Annotated in this window: 22 protein-coding genes and 1 pseudogene; 21 read left to right on the forward strand and 2 right to left on the reverse strand. The window is 46.6% G+C overall.

Features of this window, described 5'->3' with window-relative positions; all coding sequences use genetic code 11:
• Positions 1-3 precede the first annotated feature (3 nt).
• Positions 4-1,323 (forward strand): flagellar protein export ATPase FliI, encoded by a 1,320-nt coding sequence (gene fliI, locus R7R24_RS08255; RefSeq protein WP_005384474.1) that lies wholly within the window; start codon positions 4-6, stop codon positions 1,321-1,323.
• 6 nt (positions 1,324-1,329) lie between these two features.
• Positions 1,330-1,773 (forward strand): flagellar export protein FliJ, encoded by a 444-nt coding sequence (fliJ, locus tag R7R24_RS08260; RefSeq protein ID WP_005380474.1) that lies wholly within the window; start codon positions 1,330-1,332, stop codon positions 1,771-1,773.
• A gap of 40 nt (positions 1,774-1,813) precedes the next feature.
• On the opposite strand, the gene R7R24_RS08265 is transcribed toward fliJ, so the two are convergent.
• Both R7R24_RS08265 and R7R24_RS08270 read right to left on the reverse strand, forming a co-directional pair.
• Entirely contained in the window at positions 1,814-2,128 is a 315-nt protein-coding gene (locus R7R24_RS08265; RefSeq protein WP_005380475.1) for an NIPSNAP family protein, read from the reverse strand.
• Between the two features lie 39 nt (positions 2,129-2,167).
• Positions 2,168-2,311, reverse strand: coding sequence for a hypothetical protein (locus tag R7R24_RS08270; protein WP_005394314.1), 144 nt, complete (start codon positions 2,309-2,311; stop codon positions 2,168-2,170).
• 97 nt (positions 2,312-2,408) lie between these two features.
• Here R7R24_RS08270 and R7R24_RS08275 point away from each other — a divergent pair, with 97 nt between their 5' ends.
• The 19 genes and pseudogenes from R7R24_RS08275 to R7R24_RS08365 all read left to right on the forward strand — a co-directional run.
• A complete protein-coding gene (locus R7R24_RS08275) occupies positions 2,409-4,262 on the forward strand; it encodes a flagellar hook-length control protein FliK (RefSeq protein ID WP_054577607.1) in 1,854 nt (617 codons plus the stop codon).
• Between the two features lie 85 nt (positions 4,263-4,347).
• The gene (gene fliL, locus R7R24_RS08280) at positions 4,348-4,851 is read left to right on the forward strand and encodes a flagellar basal body-associated protein FliL (RefSeq protein WP_054577608.1); all 504 of its coding nucleotides are present in this window, start codon (positions 4,348-4,350) and stop codon (positions 4,849-4,851) included.
• A gap of 7 nt (positions 4,852-4,858) precedes the next feature.
• Entirely contained in the window at positions 4,859-5,905 is a 1,047-nt protein-coding gene (fliM, locus tag R7R24_RS08285) for a flagellar motor switch protein FliM (protein ID WP_005380478.1), read from the forward strand.
• A gap of 58 nt (positions 5,906-5,963) precedes the next feature.
• Complete coding sequence (fliN, locus tag R7R24_RS08290; protein ID WP_005380479.1) at positions 5,964-6,374, forward strand: flagellar motor switch protein FliN; 411 nt, start codon at positions 5,964-5,966, stop codon at positions 6,372-6,374.
• A 1-nt stretch (position 6,375) separates the two neighbouring features.
• Positions 6,376-6,789 (forward strand): flagellar biosynthetic protein FliO, encoded by a 414-nt coding sequence (gene fliO / locus R7R24_RS08295; protein WP_054577609.1) that lies wholly within the window; start codon positions 6,376-6,378, stop codon positions 6,787-6,789.
• Positions 6,776-7,645, forward strand: a complete 870-nt coding sequence (gene fliP / locus R7R24_RS08300) for a flagellar type III secretion system pore protein FliP (protein WP_054577610.1) — start codon at positions 6,776-6,778, stop codon at positions 7,643-7,645. Before fliO ends, fliP begins: the two co-directional genes overlap by 14 nt.
• Before the next feature lie 24 nt (positions 7,646-7,669).
• A complete protein-coding gene (fliQ, locus tag R7R24_RS08305; RefSeq protein ID WP_005380488.1) occupies positions 7,670-7,939 on the forward strand; it encodes a flagellar biosynthesis protein FliQ in 270 nt (89 codons plus the stop codon).
• A gap of 8 nt (positions 7,940-7,947) precedes the next feature.
• Positions 7,948-8,730 carry a flagellar biosynthetic protein FliR gene (gene fliR / locus R7R24_RS08310; protein ID WP_005384463.1) on the forward strand — a complete coding sequence of 261 codons (783 nt, stop codon included), beginning with the start codon at positions 7,948-7,950 and terminating at the stop codon, positions 8,728-8,730.
• A gap of 3 nt (positions 8,731-8,733) precedes the next feature.
• Positions 8,734-9,864 (forward strand): flagellar biosynthesis protein FlhB, encoded by a 1,131-nt coding sequence (flhB, locus tag R7R24_RS08315; RefSeq protein ID WP_005380490.1) that lies wholly within the window; start codon positions 8,734-8,736, stop codon positions 9,862-9,864.
• 210 nt (positions 9,865-10,074) lie between these two features.
• Positions 10,075-12,174 carry a flagellar biosynthesis protein FlhA gene (gene flhA, locus R7R24_RS08320; RefSeq protein WP_025998722.1) on the forward strand — a complete coding sequence of 700 codons (2,100 nt, stop codon included), beginning with the start codon at positions 10,075-10,077 and terminating at the stop codon, positions 12,172-12,174.
• 28 nt (positions 12,175-12,202) lie between these two features.
• Entirely contained in the window at positions 12,203-13,720 is a 1,518-nt protein-coding gene (gene flhF, locus R7R24_RS08325; protein ID WP_033907111.1) for a flagellar biosynthesis protein FlhF, read from the forward strand.
• Between the two features lie 14 nt (positions 13,721-13,734).
• A complete protein-coding gene (locus R7R24_RS08330) occupies positions 13,735-14,622 on the forward strand; it encodes a MinD/ParA family protein (protein ID WP_005380498.1) in 888 nt (295 codons plus the stop codon).
• Positions 14,615-15,349, forward strand: a complete 735-nt coding sequence (locus R7R24_RS08335; RefSeq protein ID WP_005380499.1) for an RNA polymerase sigma factor FliA — start codon at positions 14,615-14,617, stop codon at positions 15,347-15,349. Before R7R24_RS08330 ends, R7R24_RS08335 begins: the two co-directional genes overlap by 8 nt.
• A 45-nt stretch (positions 15,350-15,394) precedes the next feature.
• Positions 15,395-15,763 (forward strand): chemotaxis response regulator CheY, encoded by a 369-nt coding sequence (gene cheY / locus R7R24_RS08340; RefSeq protein WP_017635949.1) that lies wholly within the window; start codon positions 15,395-15,397, stop codon positions 15,761-15,763.
• A 118-nt stretch (positions 15,764-15,881) separates the two neighbouring features.
• A complete protein-coding gene (locus R7R24_RS08345) occupies positions 15,882-16,622 on the forward strand; it encodes a protein phosphatase CheZ (protein WP_005380502.1) in 741 nt (246 codons plus the stop codon).
• A 9-nt stretch (positions 16,623-16,631) separates the two neighbouring features.
• Positions 16,632-18,872: a chemotaxis protein CheA gene (locus R7R24_RS08350; RefSeq protein ID WP_191116229.1), complete on the forward strand. Its 2,241-nt coding sequence runs from the start codon at positions 16,632-16,634 to the stop codon at positions 18,870-18,872.
• 29 nt (positions 18,873-18,901) lie between these two features.
• Positions 18,902-20,014 (forward strand): protein-glutamate methylesterase/protein-glutamine glutaminase, encoded by a 1,113-nt coding sequence (locus R7R24_RS08355; protein ID WP_005380504.1) that lies wholly within the window; start codon positions 18,902-18,904, stop codon positions 20,012-20,014.
• A gap of 8 nt (positions 20,015-20,022) precedes the next feature.
• Positions 20,023-20,802, forward strand: a complete 780-nt coding sequence (locus R7R24_RS08360; RefSeq protein ID WP_005380505.1) for a ParA family protein — start codon at positions 20,023-20,025, stop codon at positions 20,800-20,802.
• Positions 20,792-20,926 (forward strand): annotated as a pseudogene (locus R7R24_RS08365) (chemotaxis protein CheW); the annotation flags it as partial. The gene R7R24_RS08360 and the pseudogene R7R24_RS08365, both read left to right, overlap by 11 nt.

Consider the following 20,926-nt stretch of genomic DNA (forward strand, 5'->3'; position numbering starts at 1 on the left):
TCCATGCAAGCACTCGCTGACCGCTTAAAAAGCTACAAAGTTGAAGGCCTTACGACGCGCCCTGTCGCCTCTGGCAAACTGGTGCGTGTGGTTGGGTTAACGTTGGAAGCGACCGGCTGTCGCGCACCAATTGGCAGTTTATGCTTAGTGGAAACCATGTCAGGTCAGATGGAAGCCGAGGTTGTCGGCTTTTCAGGTGACAACCTATTTTTAATGCCAAGCGAACAAATTACGGGCATTTTACCTGGCGCGAGAGTCACCCCTTTAACCAGTGACGCTGGTTTGCCTGTCGGCATGGAATTACTTGGGCGCGTGATAGACGGGGTTGGGAATCCACTTGATGGACTTGGCCCTTTGTATACCGATCACCGTGCCTCTTTTAATGCCGAACCAATCAACCCGTTGGCTCGAAAGCCAATCTCTGAACCGCTCGATGTTGGCCTAAAAGCCATCAATGGTTTGTTGACGGTTGGTAAAGGTCAGCGTATCGGTCTGTTTGCAGGTTCTGGTGTGGGTAAATCGGTCACGCTTGGCATGATGACGCGAGGCACCACCGCACAGGTTGTGGTCGTCGGCCTGATAGGTGAGCGTGGACGTGAAGTTAAAGAGTTCATCGAAGAGATCTTGGGTGAGGACGGTCGTCGCCGCTCAGTGGTGGTCGCGGCGCCTGCCGATGCTTCACCTCTAATGCGCTTAAAGGGGTGCCAAACGGCATTAACGATTGCTGAATACTTCCGGGACCAAGGGTTAGATGTTCTGCTATTGATGGACTCGTTGACTCGTTTTGCACAAGCACAGCGTGAAATCGCACTTTCTGTTGGTGAGCCGCCAGCGACGAAAGGCTACCCGCCTTCTGTATTTGCCAAGCTGCCAGCGCTGGTTGAGCGAGCGGGTAATGGAAGTGCCGAACAAGGCTCGATTACGGCGTTCTTTACCGTGTTGACCGAAGGGGATGATTTGCAAGATCCGATAGCGGACGCATCGCGAGCCATTCTTGATGGCCATATTGTACTTTCTCGTGAAATGGCGGATGCAGGCCATTATCCGGCGATTGATGTCGAGAAGTCGGTGAGCCGTGTTATGCCGCAAATCACGACTGAAGAGCACGTTTTGATGTCAAAAGCGGTGCGACAGGTCTTGTCTATTTGTCGCAAGAATCAAGATTTGGTCTCGATTGGAGCGTACAAACCGGGTACCGATCCTGCTATTGATGGCGCATTTACTTTGAAACCGAAGTTAGACGAATACTTGCAGCAGAGCATGAAAGAATCGGTGCCATACGATATGTGCGTCAATATGCTTAGAAACATTTTGGGTGGGTGATAGCGCATGAATAATGCGATGGAGTTTCTACTTGAGCAAACTAAGGATCGTGAAGACCAAGCTGTGCTTGCACTGAACAAAGCGCGTTCTGAACTCGAAGATTATTACCGTCAGGTTGAACAAATTGAAAAGTATCGGCTTGATTATTGCCAGCAACTCGTCGACCGTGGTCAGGCGGGCCTAACGGCAAGTCAATATGGACACTTAAATCGATTCCTTACCCAGCTAGATGAAACTTTATCTAAGCAAAAGCAAGCAGAAAGTCATTTCAAAGAGCAGGTTGAAAACTGTAAAGAATATTGGTTAACCGTGCGTAAAGAACGCAAATCCTATGAGTGGATGATAGACAAACGCGAAAAAGAGAAACAACTTGCTGAAGCTAAGCGCGAACAAAAGCAAATGGACGAGTTTTCCACCTTACTTTACAGTCGAAAACCACATCGTTTCTAAACGTTATCGGTTCGATATTGCATTACGGTGTTGCAGCTGACTACATCTCTACCGATTCAAGTAAGGTAACTTTGATTGAGTCTTGTTCAATTAACTCAAACACCTTCGGTCGAATCTCGCGAACCCACCACTCGTTGTATGTTTTTTCGTAGAGAGCCTGGCGTGCTTGTTCATTGTCGAACTCTCTAAGCCAAACAAAATAGTCATGTCCATCATCACCAGTGTGGACGTAAGTATTCAGTACACGCATGCCTTGTGAACGTTGATAGGGCAACAGTTCTTCCTTCATCCAACTTAGCCACTGTTCTGTTTTGCCTGCTCTGATTCTATATTGGCGTAATTCTGTGATCTTCAAAGTGATTCCTTAATTGTTAAGTCAAATGTCTGTTTACGCTTATCGTTTTTCAAAGTCAATCAAGTAGCTGTACATCATGTTAGGAACCAGGTTCTCGGATAGTACTGTTGATGTTTGTTCCATAAACATGCCATCTATTAGCTTACCGAGAATTGGCTCAATATTGTGGTGTGATTTTTGCATTTTAGCTGTCAGTGTCGGGTCTTTTTGACCTTTGTTTGCCGCCAGTATTGCTGTCTGTCAGCGATACGCTCAGAGCCACGAGAACGAGAGTTTCTAAATGAGTGTGAATTTGTCCCATGTATCTGCGACTACCAAGACGCCAGTTTCTGATGTGTCCGCTAAAGCGTCCGCAGAGAGCACTGAGAACAAGGGATTTTTAGAAACGTTAACCGATGCATTTGCTGGTAAACAAAAGCCCGAAAAAGTAGCAACAGAATCGACAGTGGTTGAAGAAAAAGAAAGAGCGGATGTAGGCAGTACTTCTTCTGCTAACGTCTCGGACGAATTGTTGGCGCAAGAAAGCCAAGAATCCGTCAGTGACGGGACCCATGATTTTGATGAAATATCAGCAAGCAAACCGAATGCAACCTTAAGTGAAGAAGTAAGTTTACAAAAGGCGAGTAACAGCACACCTTTGGAGAATGATGTTGAAGCTATTGAAAAAGTGAAATCAACATCAATCGATACGATCAACCCATCAAATACAATGGACGTAAAAAGCACGATGGGCGAAGGACAACAGCTTCTTGGTCGAATTGAACAAGCGAATCAAACCCTGAATGCGAGTAATGCATCCATCGATAGTGGCAAAGTTTTGCCTCAGAGAGCGAATTTAGTACGTTCGTTCCACGAGCAAGCAACCGTTTCGACACACCTTGATGAGTTGGCTTTGAATGAAACGCCATTAGTTCATTCGCTTGAACAAGCACAGATGATCCCAGGGCAAGACTTAGAGCCAATTTTAGATAAGAATGGTCAACCTATCGATGTCGACAAACTTTCGCCTGAGTTTGCTGCTTGGCAAGAGCTAGCGAAACAAGCCAGCCATCCGACGGCTAAGAGCGCGGTCAGTGGTGAAGTAGCTAATGAGCTGTCGCCGTTGTTAACAGACGTTGATGGTTCCAACATCGACGCGCTTCCACGAGTCTCCTTGGATGAACTTGACATTATAGATACCAAGTTGACGCAAGGAAAACCACTGACTCAGCAAGAAGCTCAGATCATTGAAGGCTTGAAACAAGGAAGGATCACGGCGGATATTCCTGAGCAAGACCTTGCCCAATTTGTTGCGCTCCCTAATGACATTAAACAGATTCTCGCAGAGCAACAAGTACAACATAATTTAACTCTCCAGGCTGGACCTATGGCAGTGTCTCAGCAAGTCCAGCATACAGCGGCTCAAGTACCCCAGCCACAAACTGCTCATAGTGGAGAAAAAGTCGCATTATCTCCAACGCCCGATATGTTGATAGCCGCGCAAGTGCCGACGTCGCTTCAAGGTGTGAAAGACGGAGAGATTAGCCAGAAAGTGATGAACGCAGCATTGGCGACTGGTGCGCTAAAGGCGACTGCGGATAAACAAGATAAGCCGGACCTCCAACACGGTTTCGCTGGACAGCTTCAGGCTATGGCAGGTCAGCAAGGAATTAATGTACAGCAACAAGCGCGTATTGATGCTGCACAGCAAGCTCAGCTTCCGTTGCAACTAACTAAAGAGCTAGCCAACGAGCAAGTTGCGGAAAAAGTGCAAATGATGATGTCGAAGAATCTGAAAAATCTTGATATTCGTCTTGATCCACCAGAGTTAGGTCGTATGCAAATTCGTATGACCATGAATAATGACGTTGCCAATGTACATTTTACAGTGAACAACCCGCAAGCTCGTGACATTATTGAACAGACGCTCCCTCGTTTGAGAGAAATGTTAGCGCAACAAGGTATGCAGCTGGCTGATTCTTCCGTCCAACAACAAAACAGTGGGCAACAGCAAGGTAGGTATACTGCTGAACAACATGCTCAAAGCGCGCAAAGTGGCGGTTTTTCTGGACAGTCCGAAGAGGGTTTTGAATCTGATGTCAATCTGGATTTGAATGTCGCTTCAAAGCGTGATGGAATTAGTTTTTACGCATAAAAGGCCGTTTAACGGCAATGGAATATGGTTACCAAGCAACTCACTAAAACGTCTTGGTAACTCAAAAGAACAATAAGAGACAAGAATGGCAGAAGAACAGTTACAAGGGGCCGATGCGCCGAAAGGAAAAAGCAAGTTACTTATCATCATCATCGCTGTTGTAGTATTACTACTTGGTGGCGGGGCAGCGACATTTTTTCTAATGGGCTCTGATGAACCTGCTCAGGCTGAATCGTCTCAACAGGCTCAAGTGAAGGCATCGGATGCTGCGCCCATCGCGTATGTGAATCTTCCTCAGGCATTTGTATTTAACGTTACTGGGGATAGCCGCGATAGGCTGGTTCAAATTAAAGCGCAGTTAATGGTTCGCGGTGCAGAAAATGAAGAGTTGGCGCGGTATCATTCGCCACTGATTGAAAGCTCTATGCTATCAACGTTTGCTTCCGCGACGGTTGATCAATTGCGCTCTCCTACAGGACGAGTGGAATTGCGCGATCGTGCTTCCGAAGATATCAAAGCAGCGCTGAATGCTGCGGTCGGTAAGCCAGTGATTGAAAAAGTACTGTTTACAGATTTTGTTATTCAATAGGTAAAACGTGACCGATCTATTAAGCCAAGACGAAATTGATGCGCTATTGCATGGGGTTGACGATGTTGATGACGTCGATGAACCGATAGAAAACGACACTGAGGGTGCCGTCAATTTTGATTTCTCGTCGCAAGACAGAATCGTACGTGGTCGAATGCCGACGCTCGAACTTATCAACGAGCGCTTCGCACGGCACATGCGTATTAGTCTGTTTAATATGCTGCGTAAAACGGCAGAGGTGTCGATCAATGGCGTGCAGATGATGAAGTTTGGTGAATACCAGAACACATTGTACGTGCCAACCAGTTTGAACATGGTGCGTTTTCGTCCGTTAAAAGGCACTGCGTTGATCACCATGGAGGCTCGTTTAGTCTTTATTCTGGTAGAAAACTTCTTTGGCGGTGATGGTCGATTCCACGCCAAAATCGAAGGCCGTGAATTTACCCCAACGGAACGCCGCATCATTCAGTTGTTACTGAAAATTGTATTTGAAGATTATAAAGAAGCGTGGTCGCCAGTGATGGGGGTAGAGTTCGAATATCTCGACTCTGAAGTAAACCCAAGCATGGCAAACATTGTCAGCCCGACAGAAGTGATTGTCGTGAGTTCATTCCATATAGAAGTTGACGGCGGTGGCGGCGATTTTCATGTCGTTATGCCTTACTCCATGGTTGAGCCTATCCGTGAACTATTGGATGCAGGTGTTCAGTCCGACAAGATGGAAACGGACGTTCGCTGGAGCTCAGCACTACGTGAAGAGATCATGGATTGTCCGGTTAACTTCCGCGTGAACTTGCTCGAAAAAGACATTTCTTTGCGTGATCTCATGGAGCTGCAACCGGGCGATATCATCCCGATTGAAATGCCAGAACATGCGACGATGTTTGTAGAAGACCTACCGACCTATCGCGTAAAAATGGGTCGATCGGAAGACAAATTAGCGGTGCAAATTTCTGAGGAAATTGAGCGCCCACATGTCGTCAAAACAGATTTAGCTTTCTTAGGTAAAGACATCATGTCCGAGCTTGAGAGTGAAGACGATATAGACCATTAAGATACCTTATTAAACAGACATGCTATGGCATGAGTTAGGCGTAACACAGGATAGAAAAATGGAACCAAGTGACGATCAAAAGCTAGCAGACGAATGGGCAGCCGCTCTTGGCGAAGATCCGTCTGCCCCTTCTGTAGACGTAGATGAAGTATTGGCTGCGCCACTGGAAGAGCTAAAAGACACTTCAAGCCCAATTAGCGAAGATGAGCGTCGTAAACTCGACACTATTATGGATATCCCGGTGACGATTTCGATGGAAGTCGGTCGTTCTCAAATTAGCATTCGGAACCTGTTGCAGCTTAACCAAGGTTCGGTTGTTGAGTTGGATCGTCTAGCCGGTGAGTCGCTCGACGTACTGGTTAACGGTACTTTGATTGCTCACGGCGAAGTCGTGGTCGTCAACGATAAGTTTGGTATCCGTTTGACGGATGTGATCAGCCAAACTGAACGAATTAAGAAGCTGCGTTAAGATGAGTCGTTCAATCAAAATGCGATTGAAGCAAATCACTGGAGCACTGAGCTTAATGCTAAGTGCTCCTTATGCATTTGCTGCCGCACCAAATAATCTGGATCTTGCGACGACACTTGGCTCGCTTGTGCTTGTAATCGGCGTGATTCTTTTGCTGGCTTGGTTGCTGAAACGTATGCAAGTGCCAGCGATGGGACAACAAAAGGGCTTGCGTATAGTGAGTCAGTTGCCAGTGGGTACAAAAGAAAGAATCGCAGTAGTTCAAGTGGGTGAAGAACAGTTTTTGGTTGGGATTACTAGCCAATCGATCCAAACTTTAGCCAAGTTAGATAAGCCACTGAAAGAGGAAGAGTTGGCGACCAATGCTTTTGCGACTCAATTTAGCCAGCTGATCAAAAAAAATGACAAAGGGTAATCCAATTCGTTTGCTCCTGAGTACGTTGTTACTTTTTGTCGGCGTGCTGTTTTCTTCATTTACCTTTGCTGAAGCAGAGGGGTCAGCGCTGCCAGATAACTTAGCCGATGGAAGTGGTGTTACAGTTCAGGCTATGCAAAGTGATACTGGTGCTAGCCGTGCTATGTCCGTTTCTAGTGGCGGTGGTATTCCAGCATTCACCATGACCACGAACCCTGATGGCAGTGAAGACTACTCGGTTACACTACAAATTTTAGCGTTAATGACCATGCTTGGCTTCTTGCCTGCCATGGTGATTCTGATGACCTCGTTCACTCGAATTGTAGTGGTGATGTCGATATTGCGTCAGGCAATGGGTTTGCAACAAACGCCTTCTAATCAGGTCATTATTGGTATTGCGCTGTTTTTGACCTTTTTTGTTATGTCTCCTGTCCTGAACGAAATCAACGACAAAGCTGTTCAGCCTTATTTGAACGAGCAAGTTACGGCGCGAGAAGCGTTTGATGCTGCACAAGCGCCAATGAAAGCATTTATGCTTAAACAGACCCGAATCAAAGATTTGGAGACGTTTGTAACCATGTCAGGAGAGCAAGTCGAGAATCCAGAAGATGTGTCGATGGCGGTGTTGATTCCGGCTTTTATCACCTCAGAGCTAAAAACTGCATTCCAAATTGGCTTTATGCTCTTCTTGCCGTTTTTGATTATTGACCTTGTAGTCGCTTCGGTATTGATGGCAATGGGTATGATGATGTTGTCACCTATGATTGTTTCGTTGCCGTTCAAGTTGATGTTGTTCGTATTGGTCGATGGTTGGAACTTGATACTCTCGACACTCGCGGGCAGCTTTGCCCTTTAGATAAGCGCAGATAGAGGATAAGACATGACACCAGAAATGTTTGTCGAGCTTTTCCGTGAAGCACTTTGGATGGTGCTTATCATGGTCTGCGCTATTATCATCCCAAGCTTGCTTATCGGCCTTGTAGTCGCGATTTTTCAAGCTGCGACATCCATCAACGAACAAACATTGAGCTTCTTACCGCGTTTGATTGTCACGCTTTTGGCCCTGATGCTGTTTGGGCATTGGATGACGCAAATGTTGATGGAATATTTCTATGGCTTGATTGAACGCTTACCTCAGGTGCTTTATTAGAGGCGCCTATGGAGTACCCCACTAGCGTTGTCTTAGATTGGATCGCAAACTACTTCTGGCCCTATGTTCGTATCTCATCCATGTTGATGGTGATGACAGTAACCGGGGCCCGATTTGTTTCGCCAAGAATCCGCCTTTACCTCGGTTTAGCCATCACTTTCGCTGTCATGCCAGCCATCCCCGCTGTACCTCAAGACATTGAGCTACTCTCGTTTCGTGGCTTCATGACCATTGCCGAGCAAATGATCATCGGCATAGCGATGGGTATGGTTACTCAATTTATGATTCAAACCTTTGTCCTACTTGGTCAAATATTGGGTATGCAATCAAGTTTGGGCTTTGCTTCTATGGTTGATCCCGCAAATGGTCAGAACACGCCATTGCTTGGCCAGTTATTCATGTTCTTAACGACAATGTTTTTCCTTGCCACCGATGGACACTTAAAAATGCTGCAATTGGTGGTGTTCAGTTTTAAAACTTTGCCGATTGGCTCCGGCTCGCTCAACGCGGTTGATTTCCGTGAAATGGCAGGCTGGCTTGGTATTATGTTCCAAACGGCACTGAGTATGTCTCTATCTGGCATTATTGCGCTACTGACCATTAACTTGTCGTTTGGTGTAATGACCCGTGCCGCACCACAGCTGAATATCTTCTCGCTTGGTTTTGCTTTTGCTTTGATGGTGGGTCTATTACTTTGTTGGTACATACTGGCTGGTCTATACAGTCATTATGAAATGTTCTGGACAGTGGGTGAGGCGCAGATTTGTCGGCTTATTCGCTTGGAGTGCTAAGATTTGGCAGAATCAGACGGTCAGGAACGCACCGAAGAAGCCACGCCCCGACGGTTACAACAAGCCAGAGAAAAGGGGCAGGTCGCTCGATCTAAAGAGCTTGCATCAGCATCTGTGCTGATCGTTGGCGCCATTTCATTGATGTGGTTTGGCGAGGCGTTAGCACGTTCATTGTTTTCCATCATGAGCCGTTTATTTGATCTTCAACGAGAAGAGATTTTCGATACTGCAAAACTGTTTGATATCGCTTTGGGCGCGATGAGTGATTTGTTGTTCCCACTATTTTTGGTGTTAGCGACATTGTTTACCGCCGCCATGATTGGAGCAGCAGGTGTGGGAGGAATCAGTTTTTCTGCCCAAGCGGCCATGCCCAAGCTGTCGAAAATGAATCCGCTTAGCGGCTTAAAGCGAATGGTTGGAATGCAAAGCTGGGTAGAGTTGATCAAATCAATCCTTAAAGTGGTTCTGGTCACTGGTGTCGCCATCTATTTGATCCAAGCATCACAGGCCGATCTGATTCAATTGAGCATGGATGTGTATCCGCAAAACATCTTCCATGCTTTAGATATTTTGCTGAACTTTATTTTGCTGATCAGTTGCTCGCTATTGATTGTGGTTGCCATCGATATTCCATTTCAAATTTGGCAGCACGCCGATCAGTTAAAAATGACCAAGCAAGAAGTCAAAGACGAATACAAAGAGACTGAAGGTAAGCCGGAAGTGAAAGGCCGTATTCGTATGTTGCAAAGGGAAGCGGCTCAACGTCGAATGATGGCGGACGTTCCTCAAGCTGATGTTATTGTTACTAACCCAGAGCACTTCTCGGTAGCGCTTCGTTATAAACAGAAGACAGACCGTGCGCCAGTCGTGATCGCTAAAGGTACTGACCACATGGCGATGAAGATTCGAGAAGTCGCCCGCGAACATGACATTACGATTGTGCCCGCACCACCTTTGGCTCGTGCGTTGTACCACACGACAGAGCTCGAGCAAGAGATCCCCGATGGGTTATTTACTGCCGTCGCTCAGGTTTTGGCATTTGTATTCCAATTGAAGCAATACCGAAAACGAGGTGGACAGCGCCCGAAAATTCAAGATTATGATTTGCCAATCCCGCCCGAGCACCGTCATTGATACGAAAAGCGGTAAAGCCTTAAAAAAGCTCGTTTGATCAAAAGCTAAGCTCTATTTGAGTGTTTAGTCATTATTTTGGCGCTAATTATGGTACATAGATTGCTTAAAACGCTTTAATTATCAACCCTACCTAAACTTTTAGGCTAAAGCGGTCGCGTATTAATAGTAAGAGCTTACGTGACGCTTCAATCGATTGAGATCTCTCGCAGTATGAAGTTAAGCCTGCCGTTTGCAGATAAATTGCCACGAATCCCTCAACGTGAAATGCCAGCTATTGGTGCTCCGGTGATGGTTTTGGCCACCCTAGCGATGGTGGTACTGCCGATTCCAGCATTTTTGCTGGATATGTTCTTCACCTTTAACATCGCGCTGTCGATGGTGGTGTTGTTAGTGACCGTTTACACACGTCGCCCTTTGGACTTCGCTGCTTTTCCAACGGTATTGCTGATCGCCACGTTGCTCCGCTTGGCTTTGAACGTTGCCTCGACTCGTGTCGTCTTACTGCATGGTCATGAAGGCGGTAATGCGGCAGGTAACGTAATTGAGGCGTTCGGTAACGTCGTTATTGGTGGTAACTACGCGGTCGGCCTAGTGGTTTTCCTCATCTTAATGATCATCAACTTTATGGTGGTGACCAAAGGTGCGGGTCGTATCTCTGAGGTAAGTGCTCGCTTTACGCTTGATGCGTTGCCGGGTAAGCAAATGGCGATTGATGCCGACTTGAATGCCGGATTGATAGACCAAGAGCAGGCAAGAGTTCGTCGTTTTGAAGTGACCAAAGAAGCGGATTTCTATGGCTCGATGGATGGTGCCTCGAAGTTCGTAAAAGGTGACGCGATTGCCGGTATTTTGATTCTGTTTATCAACATCGTCGGCGGTCTGTCGATCGGTATGGCGCAGTATGGATTGGGTTTCGGTGAAGCGATTGAAATCTATACCTTACTGACAATCGGTGATGGTTTGGTCGCACAAATCCCATCGCTATTGCTGTCGATTGCAGCGGCAATGATGGTGACGCGCCAAAACACCGATGAAGACATGGGGGAACAACTGGTCTTCCAGATGTTCGACAACCCAAAAGCGCTGATGATTACTGCGGCTATTCTTGGTGTGATGGGCATCGTACCGGGCATGCCACACTTTGCGTTTTTGAGCCTGGCAGTCGCGGCCGGTGCAGCGGCATATTTCATCGACAAACGGCAGAAGCAGAAAGCGAAAGAGCCCGCTTTACCAGCAACAGCAGACGAAGGTACAGAACCTTCCTCACAGCGCGAACTGTCTTGGGATGACGTCCAGCCAGTCGATATTATTGGCTTGGAAGTCGGTTATCGCTTAATCCCTTTGGTGGACAGAGACCAAGGTGGGGAACTGCTAGAGCGCGTAAAAGGCGTGCGTAAAAAGTTATCGCAAGATTTTGGGTTCCTAATTCCAGCGGTTCATATTCGTGACAATCTTGAGCTGACCCCAAACAGTTACCGAATTACATTGATGGGGGTTGCGGTGGGCGAAGCAGAGATTCGTCCGGATCAAGAGCTAGCGATTAACCCAGGTCAGGTGTATGGCATGATTGATGGTGAGCCAACCATTGACCCTGCTTTTGGACTGGAAGCCGTATGGATCCGAGAAGATCAGCGTGAGCACGCGCAGGCTCTGGGTTATACGGTTGTTGATTCATCAACGGTATTAGCGACGCACCTAAGCCAGCTATTGACCAACAACGCATCACAGCTAATTGGTCATGAAGAAGTAGAGAATTTATTAGAAATGTTGGGGCGCAGCGCGCCTAAGTTAGTCGAGAACTTTGTTCCTGACCAATTACCATTAGGTGTGGTGGTGAAAGTCCTACAAAACTTGTTAAACGAGGCCATTCCAATCCGCGATATTCGCACGATTGTTCAAACTTTGGCTGAGTACTCAAGTAAGAGTCAAGAAGCTGACATATTGACGGCAGCAGTTCGAATTAGTCTTAAACGTCTAATTGTTCAAGAAATCAATGGTATAGAGCCTGAGTTACCAGTGATTACTTTGATACCTGAACTGGAACAAATATTGCATCAAACTATGCAAGCATCAGGAGGCGAATCCGCGGGGATTGAACCGGGACTCGCTGAGCGATTGCAGTCTTCACTAAGCCAAGCGACACAGGAACAAGAACTGAAAGGCGAACCTGCCGTTCTGCTTACTTCTGGTGTATTACGCTCGACGTTGGCGAAATTTGTGAAGAACACAATACCTAATCTCCGGGTACTGTCTTACCAAGAAATCCCGGATGAAAAACAGATCAGAATTGTGCAAGCCGTGGGTAACTGATCTCACGCATCATTAATGGATTCATAGTTTGAAAATAAAGCGATTTTTTGCCAAAGACATGAGAACGGCGCTGCTCCAAGTGAAAGAGGAGTTAGGCGCGGAAGCGGTGATCATGTCAAACAAGAAAGTGGCTGGTGGAGTAGCGATTGTTGCGGCGATAGATAGTGAATCTAATCCGTCTCAAGCAAGCGCAGCGTCACAGCAAAATCGCGGTGCTTCTCAATCGAATCGCTATAACGAACATCGTCAAATGTCATCGTCTTCTGCTGATCGTTACCAAGATCGTCATTTAGATGAAGATAAAATTAGCCTGAACAGTAATAACAGTAACAATGAAAAAACAGGCTCAATGACGCAGCGATTCGCTAATATGCTTAAGCAATATAGCGGTGGTGCAGCAGATGCTGACGATCACGTAGCGGAAAATGAAGATTCGCTCTCTGCTTTGCTGCAACGCCAAAATAAGCATCGCGACGGCTACAACCAAGAAAAGCCAGCGCCATATCAACCAGATTCACCCTTGGCGAAGCTAATCGCACAGGACAATCGATTTGAACGTCCGACACCCAAGCTGGACCCGACGCGCTATGATCGACGTCGCCCAAGCGATGAGCGTGACGAATCGGCAGATGAGCTAGAAAGCATGCGCGAAGAGATGACGTCAATTCGTCGTCTGTTGGAGCACCAAGTTTCTGGCCTGATGTGGCAAGAAGTAGAACGCCGTGAGCCGCTAAGAGCAATGCTGATTAAGCGCTTAGAGCGAATGGGCGTTTCTCCGGAGTTAGCAGACCAGATGGCCTGTTACATCCCGGAAGATACAAAGCCAGCGCGAGCGTGGAAAGCGTTATTGTCGCTGGTGGCGGACCAAATCAATATTCCTAAACAGGACATTTTAAAACGTGGTGGCGTAGTCGCATTGTTGGGTCCGACGGGGGTTGGGAAAACAACGACCGTAGCGAAACTGGCAGCACGCGCAGCCATGGAATACGGTGCCGACAATGTGGCCCTTGTGACAACAGATACATATCGCATAGGTGCACATGAGCAGCTCTCAATTTATGGAAGAATCATGGGTTGTCCCGTAAGAGTTGCTAAAGATTCTAACGAGTTAGCCGATGTTATATATCAGCTAAGAAACAGAAGACTGATTTTGGTCGATACGGCAGGGATGGGGCAACGAGATGTGAGGCTTTCCGAGCAGCTCGACACTCTAATGCAAGAGAGCGGAGAAGTGATTCACAGCTACCTTGTTTTGCCGGCTACCGCACAACGTCGTGTTCTACAAGAAACGCTGGATCACTTCCGACGTATACCACTTTCGGGTTGTATTATGACGAAGCTTGATGAGTCATTAAGCCTAGGCGAATTCATCAGTGTAGTGATTCAAAACGCAATGCCAGTAGCTTACATCGCTAATGGTCAGCGCGTACCAGAAGACATTGTGATAGCGCAACCAAAATATATGCTTGCGAAAGCAAATGAACTGTTAGAGAAGTCGACAGAGAACGAACCTCACTTTTGGAACAGTGACAGTGAAGGACTCTAAGGCGGCGGACTACTATGACTGAGAATATGATACACGATCAAGCAAGCGGCCTCCGTCGCTTAACACAACCATCGTTGACCAAAGTGATTGCTGTTACTGGCGGCAAAGGTGGTGTGGGGAAATCAAACGTAACACTGGGTCTGGCGATTTGTATGGCTCGCCAAGGCAAGAAGGTGATGGTTCTCGACGCTGATTTAGGTCTGGCCAATGTGGACGTGATGCTCGGAATTCGTGCAAAACGTAATCTAGGACATGTCTTAGCGGGTGAATGTGAGCTAAAAGATGCGATTGTCGAAGGGCCTTATGGTATAAAGATAATTCCTGCAACTTCTGGCACACAGAGCATGACAGAGCTTTCTCACGCTCAGCATGCTGGACTCATTCGAGCATTTGGTAGTCTTGAAGACGAAATGGATGTCCTGCTGATTGATACCGCTGCTGGTATCTCTGACATGGTAATCAGTTTTTCGCGAGCAGCTCAAGATGTGGTTGTAGTTGTGTGTGATGAACCGACGTCAATCACAGATGCCTATGCATTAATCAAGCTGTTGAGTAAAGAACACCAAGTTCAACGCTTTAAAGTTGTAGCAAATATGGTCAGAAGCTACCGTGAAGGGCGAGAATTGTTTGCAAAGTTGACACTAGTCACAGAGCGATTCTTGAATGTTAGCCTTGAACTCGTAGCATGTATTCCATTAGATGATAAAGTACGACAGGCTGTAAAAAGACAAAAAATTGTCGTTGATGCGTTCCCACGCTCGCCTGCCGCTTTAGCTATCAGCTCACTAGCAAACAAAGCGTTGACGTGGCCACTACCGAAAACACCAAGTGGACACTTGGAATTTTTTGTGGAAAGGTTGCTAAATCGTACCGAATTCGCAGAGGACCCTTTTGGTGAATAAAGCGATAACCTATGACCAACATGGCAAATTTAATAGCCAGCAGGCGTTCATTGAACGTTATTCAGTGTTGGTTAAGCGCATTGCTCACCACCTACTAGGCCGTTTACCGCCGAGTGTTCAGGTAGAGGATTTAATTCAGGCCGGCATGATCGGTCTTATCGAAGCTCAGCAGAATTATGATGGTTCTAAAGGTGCGAGCTTTGAAACTTATGCAGGTATCCGTATTCGTGGCGCAATGTTAGATGACATGCGTAAAGGCGATTGGGTACCGCGTTCTGTTCATAAAAATAATCGAGAGATTAACCAAGCGATTGCGGAGCTGGAAGGCGAATTAAATCGAGATCCTACTGATTCTGAAGTAGCCACGCATCTCGGGATGACACTGGATCAATATCATAGTGCTCTTACCGATATCAACTGCTCAAAATTAGTCGGTATTGAAGATTTAGGCGTTTCTGATGATGTGATTTCACCGGCGGATGAAACCGATGACAGCAACCCATTCAAAGGGGTAGTTGATGAATCATTTCGAAAAGCACTGGTTGAATCAATAAAACAGCTTCCAGAGCGTGAAGCTTTGGTTCTTTCGCTTTATTATGATGAAGAACTCAATTTGAAAGAAATTGGCGATGTGTTAGGCGTAAGCGAATCTCGCGTAAGTCAAATACTGAGTCAAGCGATGCAACGTTTACGTACCAAGCTCAGTGCGTGGACACAAAATGACTAAAAACACTGATTTTACGATTCAGTGGAGGCAATTTTGAATAAAAACATGAAGATCCTTATTGTTGATGATTTCTCAACAATGCGCCGTATTGTTAAAAACCTGCTTCGTGACTTGGGTTTCAATAACACTCAAGAAGCGGACGATGGTTTAACCGCATTACCAATGCTGAAAAAAGGTGACTTCGATTTTGTTGTAACTGACTGGAACATGCCAGGTATGCAAGGCATCGATTTGCTTAAACACATCCGCGCGGATGCAGAACTTAAGCATCTGCCAGTTCTAATGATCACGGCTGAAGCGAAGCGTGAGCAGATCATTGAAGCTGCTCAAGCAGGTGTAAACGGCTACATTGTTAAGCCATTTACTGCTGCAACATTAAAAGAAAAATTAGATAAAATTTTCGAGCGTTTATAACTCTCTCTTTCTCTTTGTTATTCGAGTCATTCATACCAATTATTAAATACCTATTAAATGACTCGTTTAGCGTTTTCAAAGTGATAAGAAGAACTAAACGTAAAAGGGTCTATTCAGAATGATCTCACTAGAGCAGGCGAAGTCACTCGTTCAAATGCTAGAAAACGGGGAACAAGACCAAGCCAATATGCTTGTTGCCTCGATCTACGAAGGTGCCGATAACCCAATGCTGCAAGAAATTGGAGCGTTAACTCGAGACCTTCACGAATCACTCAAGCAGTTCAGTCTCGATCAGCGCATGACCGAAATTGCGAAAGACGAAATCCCTAACGCTAGGGATCGTCTCAATTATGTGATCGAGAAGACAGAGCTTGCAGCCAACAAAACAATGGATGCGGTCGACTGCTGCCTTCCTATCGCTGATAACCTGCATGATTGCCTTCTAAAAGTTCGTCCTCAATGGAATGAACTCATGCACGGGCGCATAGAATTAAGCGAATTTAAAGCACTGTGCCACCGAATTGACGGGCTATTAGTGCAAGTCGAAGGTGACAGCACTGAATTGCGCGGCCAATTGACCGAAATTCTCATGGCGCAAGACTTCCAAGACCTAACTGGCCAAATCATTCGCCGCGTAATTACGTTGGTTAATGAAGTTGAAGGCCGCTTAGTGGAAATCCTAACCGTATTCTCTGGAAATAAACTTGAAGAACACATTCAAGTTTTGTCAGAACCGGCAGATAAAAAGAATACACAAACAAGCGAAGCCGAAGGCCCGATTCTTCATCCAGAACTGAGAGAAGATGCGGTTTCATCGCAGGACGAAGTCGATGACTTGTTGTCCAGTCTTGGATTTTAAAGGTAACGTATGAGCTACGATTTAGACGAAGATATTCTTCAGGACTTTCTCATTGAGGCTGGGGAAATTCTCGAGCTGCTTTCTGAGCAGTTGGTTGAATTGGAAAATAACCCAGAAGACAAAGACTTACTTAATGCTATTTTCCGCGGGTTTCATACCGTAAAAGGCGGTGCCGGCTTCCTTTCATTGGCAGAGCTAGTCGATACTTGTCATGGTGCGGAGAACGTGTTCGACGTTTTACGAAACGGTCAACGCACGGTAACGCAAAACTTAATGGATACGATGCTAAAAGCCTTGGATACGGTTAATACCCAGTTCCAGGCTGTTCAAGATCGTGAGCCGTTAGAAGCTGCGGACCCTGAGCTTCTTGAAGAACTTCATCGTCTATGCAAACCTGAGTCAGAAGATGAAGTAGCGGCAACCGTAGTTGAAGAACCAGTGGCTACTCCAGAGCCTATTATTCCCGAGCCTATCATCGAAGAACCTGCTGCGCCGTCAGCACCATCAAGTGTCGGCTCTGTTGATGAAATTACCCAAGACGAATTCGAAAAGCTACTTGATGAGCTTCATGGTAAAGGTTCAGCGCCAGGCACCTCAATGTCTGCGACACCTACAACGCCATCTGAACCGCCTCAATCGAGTGCACCATCAGTTGAAAGTGGTGATATCACTGATGATGAGTTTGAACGTTTACTCGATGAACTGCACGGTGTAGGAAAAAGCCCTTCTACGGCAGAGGCTGCTGCATCTGCATCCGTACCAGTAGAGCCACCTAAAGCGGCAGAGCCTTCCGCTCCAGTGTCATCTTCATCAAATCAAGACAGTGACTTAATGACGGACGAAGAGTTCGAAAAGTTACTCGATGAGCTACATGGTTCAGGTAAAGGCCCAACGCTAGAAGAATTGGATATGGCAACGAAGCCTGCTTCAGCAAACGTAGAGCAAAGCCCTGCGAAACCTGAGCCTGTTGCTAAGCCAGCACCCGTTCAAACAGCGTCAGCACCAAAGCCAGAATCTAAACCAGTCGCCGTAAAAGAAGAAGCCAAAGCACCAGCGGTTAAAAAACCTCAGGCTGAAGCAACCGTTCGTGTTGATACCTCGACGCTTGATACCATCATGAACATGGTGGGTGAGCTCGTATTGGTTCGAAACCGCCTATTAAGCCTTGGTTTGAATAGCGACAACGAAGAGATGTCCAAAGCGGTCGCTAACCTTGATGTGGTAACTGCGGATCTACAAGGCGCGGTAATGAAAACGCGTATGCAGCCAATTAAGAAAGTGTTTGGCCGTTTCCCGCGCGTTGTCCGTGACTTGGCTCGTAACCTAAATAAAGACATCGTGCTAGAAATGCGCGGTGAAGAAACCGATCTCGATAAGAACCTTGTAGAAGCATTGGCCGATCCGTTGATTCACTTGGTACGTAACTCGGTTGATCACGGTATTGAAATGCCAGACGCACGCGCGAAGGCCGGCAAATCACGCACAGGTAAAGTGATTTTGTCAGCATCGCAAGAAGGGGACCATATTGAACTATCCATCGTAGATGATGGTGGCGGTATGGACCCGAACAAACTGCGTGGCATCGCGGTGAAGCGTGGCATGATGGATGAAGATGCGGCGGCACGTTTAACAGATAAAGAGTGCTTCAACCTTATCTTCGCACCTGGCTTCTCAAGTAAAGATAAAATTTCTGACATTTCTGGTCGTGGTGTGGGTATGGACGTGGTTAAGACGGCGATCAATACCTTAAACGGTTCAATCGATATCGATTCTGAGCTAGGCAAGGGCACTAAGATTACGATCAAAGTACCACTAACGTTAGCGATTTTACCGACTCTGATGGTCGGTGTTGGCGGTCATCCGTTTGCTCTACCACTGGCTTCGGTGAGTGAAATTTTCCACTTAGATCTTAGCCGTACAAACGTGGTAGATGGTCAGTTGACGATCATTGTGCGTGAGAAATCTATCCCACTATTTTACTTACAAAACTGGTTGGCATCCAAATCGCAAAGCGTCCAAGAGCGTACTGGTCACGGTCACGTGGTGATTGTACAGATTGGTAACCAGCGCGTTGGTTTTGTTGTGGATACGCTTATTGGTCAAGAAGAAGTGGTTATTAAGCCACTCGATAATCTATTACAGGGCACTCCAGGTATGGCTGGTGCGACAATTACTAGCGATGGCCATATTGCATTAATTCTAGATGTGCCTGATTTACTTAAGCGATATGCTGCGGCTTCACGCCTTTAAGCAAAGCTGACGTTATTAAAAGGAATAAGATGGCGATTAAAGTACTAGTCGTTGATGATTCGAGTTTTTTCCGACGTCGCGTGAGCGAAATCATCAACTCAGAATCGCGCCTAGAAGTGATTGACGTTGCGGTAAATGGTAGAGAGGCGGTTGAGAAAGCCAAATCTCTCAAACCTGACGTCATCACGATGGATATTGAAATGCCAGTGATGGATGGCATTACAGCTGTACGTGAAATAATGGCCGCTGCTCCAACGCCAATTCTAATGTTTTCGTCCCTGACCCACGACGGGGCGAAAGCTACGCTTGATGCGCTAGATGCGGGCGCATTGGACTTCTTACCGAAAAAGTTTGAGGACATTGCGCGTAACCGTGAAGAAGCGGTGTCATTACTTCAACAGCGTGTGATTCAGATTGCCTCGAAGCGCGCTTTCATGCGTCGACCTATCGCTCGCCCAACAGCGAGTACCAGCACGACTACTCGATCATTAGGTTCAAGAACGGCTTCACCTGTGACTCCAACACCAACTCGACCTGCTGCGACAAAGTACCGTGCTTCTGGTAAGAAGTATCAACTGACGGCAATTGGCACATCAACAGGTGGCCCCGTTGCTCTACAAAAAATTCTGACGCGCTTGCCGATGAACTATCCGCATCCGATTGTATTGATTCAACACATGCCAGCAACGTTTACTGCTGCGTTTGCCAGTCGTTTGAACACCTTGTGTAAGATTCAAGTGAAAGAAGCACAAGATGGCGATGTGTTACAGCCCGGTGTGGCATACCTTGCACCAGGTGGGAAACAAATGATGGTAGATGGACGAGCGGGCGCTGCTCGTCTTCGCATTATTGATGGCGGCGACCGCATGAACTACAAACCATGTGTGGATGTGACTTTTGGTTCTGCCGCAAAAGTATATGGCGACAAAGTGCTCTCTTTAGTGTTGACAGGCATGGGTGCAGACGGTCGTGAGGGCGCTCGCATGTTGAAGTCTTCAGGCTCAACAATTTGGGCACAAGATGAAGAAAGTTGTGTTGTTTATGGCATGCCCCAAGCGGTTGCTAAAGCAGGCATTTCTTCAGAAGATTTACCGCTTGACCGCATTGCTGAACGCATGTTGGTGGAAGTTGGCCTAGCTTAGGATTCATCATGATTGTTTGGAGTGTAGCTAACCAGAAAGGAGGCGTGGGTAAAACCACCTCAACAGTGACATTGGCGGGCTTATTGAGCCAGAAAGGCCATCGAGTATTGATGGTTGATACTGATCCTCACGCCTCACTGACTACTTATCTCGGTTATGATCCTGATGCAGTAACTTCGAGCCTATTTGATTTATTCCAGTTGAAGACGTTTTCTCGTGAGACGGTTAAGCCGTTGATTTTAGAAACAGAGCTGGAAGGAATGGATATCATTCCCGCGCATATGTCCCTTGCCACGCTTGATCGCGTAATGGGTAATCGCAGTGGTATGGGATTAATCTTAAAACGGGCGCTGCAAACTGTCTCACAAGACTATGACTATGTGTTGATTGACTGTCCGCCAATCCTTGGCGTGATGATGGTGAACGCGTTGGCAGCCAGTGACCGAATTTTGATTCCTGTTCAAACAGAGTTTTTGGCGATGAAAGGTCTGGAGCGCATGATGCGTACGCTAACCATTATGCAAAAATCTCGCCCGGGCGGTTTCAAAGTGACTATCGTCCCAACCATGTACGATAAGCGCACGAAAGCGTCATTGCAGACATTGATGCAACTGAAAAAAGATTACCCAAATCAAGTGTGGACCTCAGCGGTGCCTATTGATACCAAGTTCCGCGATGCCAGTTTAAAGCACTTGCCAGCTTCGCATTTTGCATCTGGTAGCCGTGGTGTGTTTGCCTATAAACAGCTACTGATTTACCTGGAGAGGTTGGCGTTCGATGAGCAGTAATGATGTGCTGTCCAGTGAACAAGCACTTGATGACTACTTTAATGCATTACTGGATGATGAAACTGAAATAACGACTCTTGAGGAAGACCTTGACCTGTTGGCTCAAGAGGTATCATCTGCAGAG

It is taken from the genome of Vibrio sp. 704 (genome assembly GCF_033339295.1).

Coding starts and splice junctions, on each gene's coding strand:
- R7R24_RS08360 (WP_005380505.1), top strand. CDS start 20,023: ATGATTGTTTGGAGTGTAGCTAACCAGAAAGGAGGCGTGGGTAAAACC.
- fliI (WP_005384474.1), top strand. CDS start 4: ATGCAAGCACTCGCTGACCGCTTAAAAAGCTACAAAGTTGAAGGCCTT.
- fliJ (WP_005380474.1), top strand. CDS start 1,330: ATGAATAATGCGATGGAGTTTCTACTTGAGCAAACTAAGGATCGTGAA.
- R7R24_RS08355 (WP_005380504.1), top strand. CDS start 18,902: ATGGCGATTAAAGTACTAGTCGTTGATGATTCGAGTTTTTTCCGACGT.
- fliR (WP_005384463.1), top strand. CDS start 7,948: ATGGAGTACCCCACTAGCGTTGTCTTAGATTGGATCGCAAACTACTTC.
- R7R24_RS08330 (WP_005380498.1), top strand. CDS start 13,735: ATGACTGAGAATATGATACACGATCAAGCAAGCGGCCTCCGTCGCTTA.
- cheY (WP_017635949.1), top strand. CDS start 15,395: ATGAAGATCCTTATTGTTGATGATTTCTCAACAATGCGCCGTATTGTT.
- fliQ (WP_005380488.1), top strand. CDS start 7,670: ATGACACCAGAAATGTTTGTCGAGCTTTTCCGTGAAGCACTTTGGATG.
- fliO (WP_054577609.1), top strand. CDS start 6,376: ATGAGTCGTTCAATCAAAATGCGATTGAAGCAAATCACTGGAGCACTG.
- flhA (WP_025998722.1), top strand. CDS start 10,075: ATGAAGTTAAGCCTGCCGTTTGCAGATAAATTGCCACGAATCCCTCAA.
- fliP (WP_054577610.1), top strand. CDS start 6,776: ATGACAAAGGGTAATCCAATTCGTTTGCTCCTGAGTACGTTGTTACTT.
- R7R24_RS08270 (WP_005394314.1), bottom strand. CDS start 2,311: ATGCAAAAATCACACCACAATATTGAGCCAATTCTCGGTAAGCTAATA.
- R7R24_RS08345 (WP_005380502.1), top strand. CDS start 15,882: ATGATCTCACTAGAGCAGGCGAAGTCACTCGTTCAAATGCTAGAAAAC.
- R7R24_RS08350 (WP_191116229.1), top strand. CDS start 16,632: ATGAGCTACGATTTAGACGAAGATATTCTTCAGGACTTTCTCATTGAG.
- fliL (WP_054577608.1), top strand. CDS start 4,348: ATGGCAGAAGAACAGTTACAAGGGGCCGATGCGCCGAAAGGAAAAAGC.
- fliN (WP_005380479.1), top strand. CDS start 5,964: ATGGAACCAAGTGACGATCAAAAGCTAGCAGACGAATGGGCAGCCGCT.
- R7R24_RS08275 (WP_054577607.1), top strand. CDS start 2,409: ATGAGTGTGAATTTGTCCCATGTATCTGCGACTACCAAGACGCCAGTT.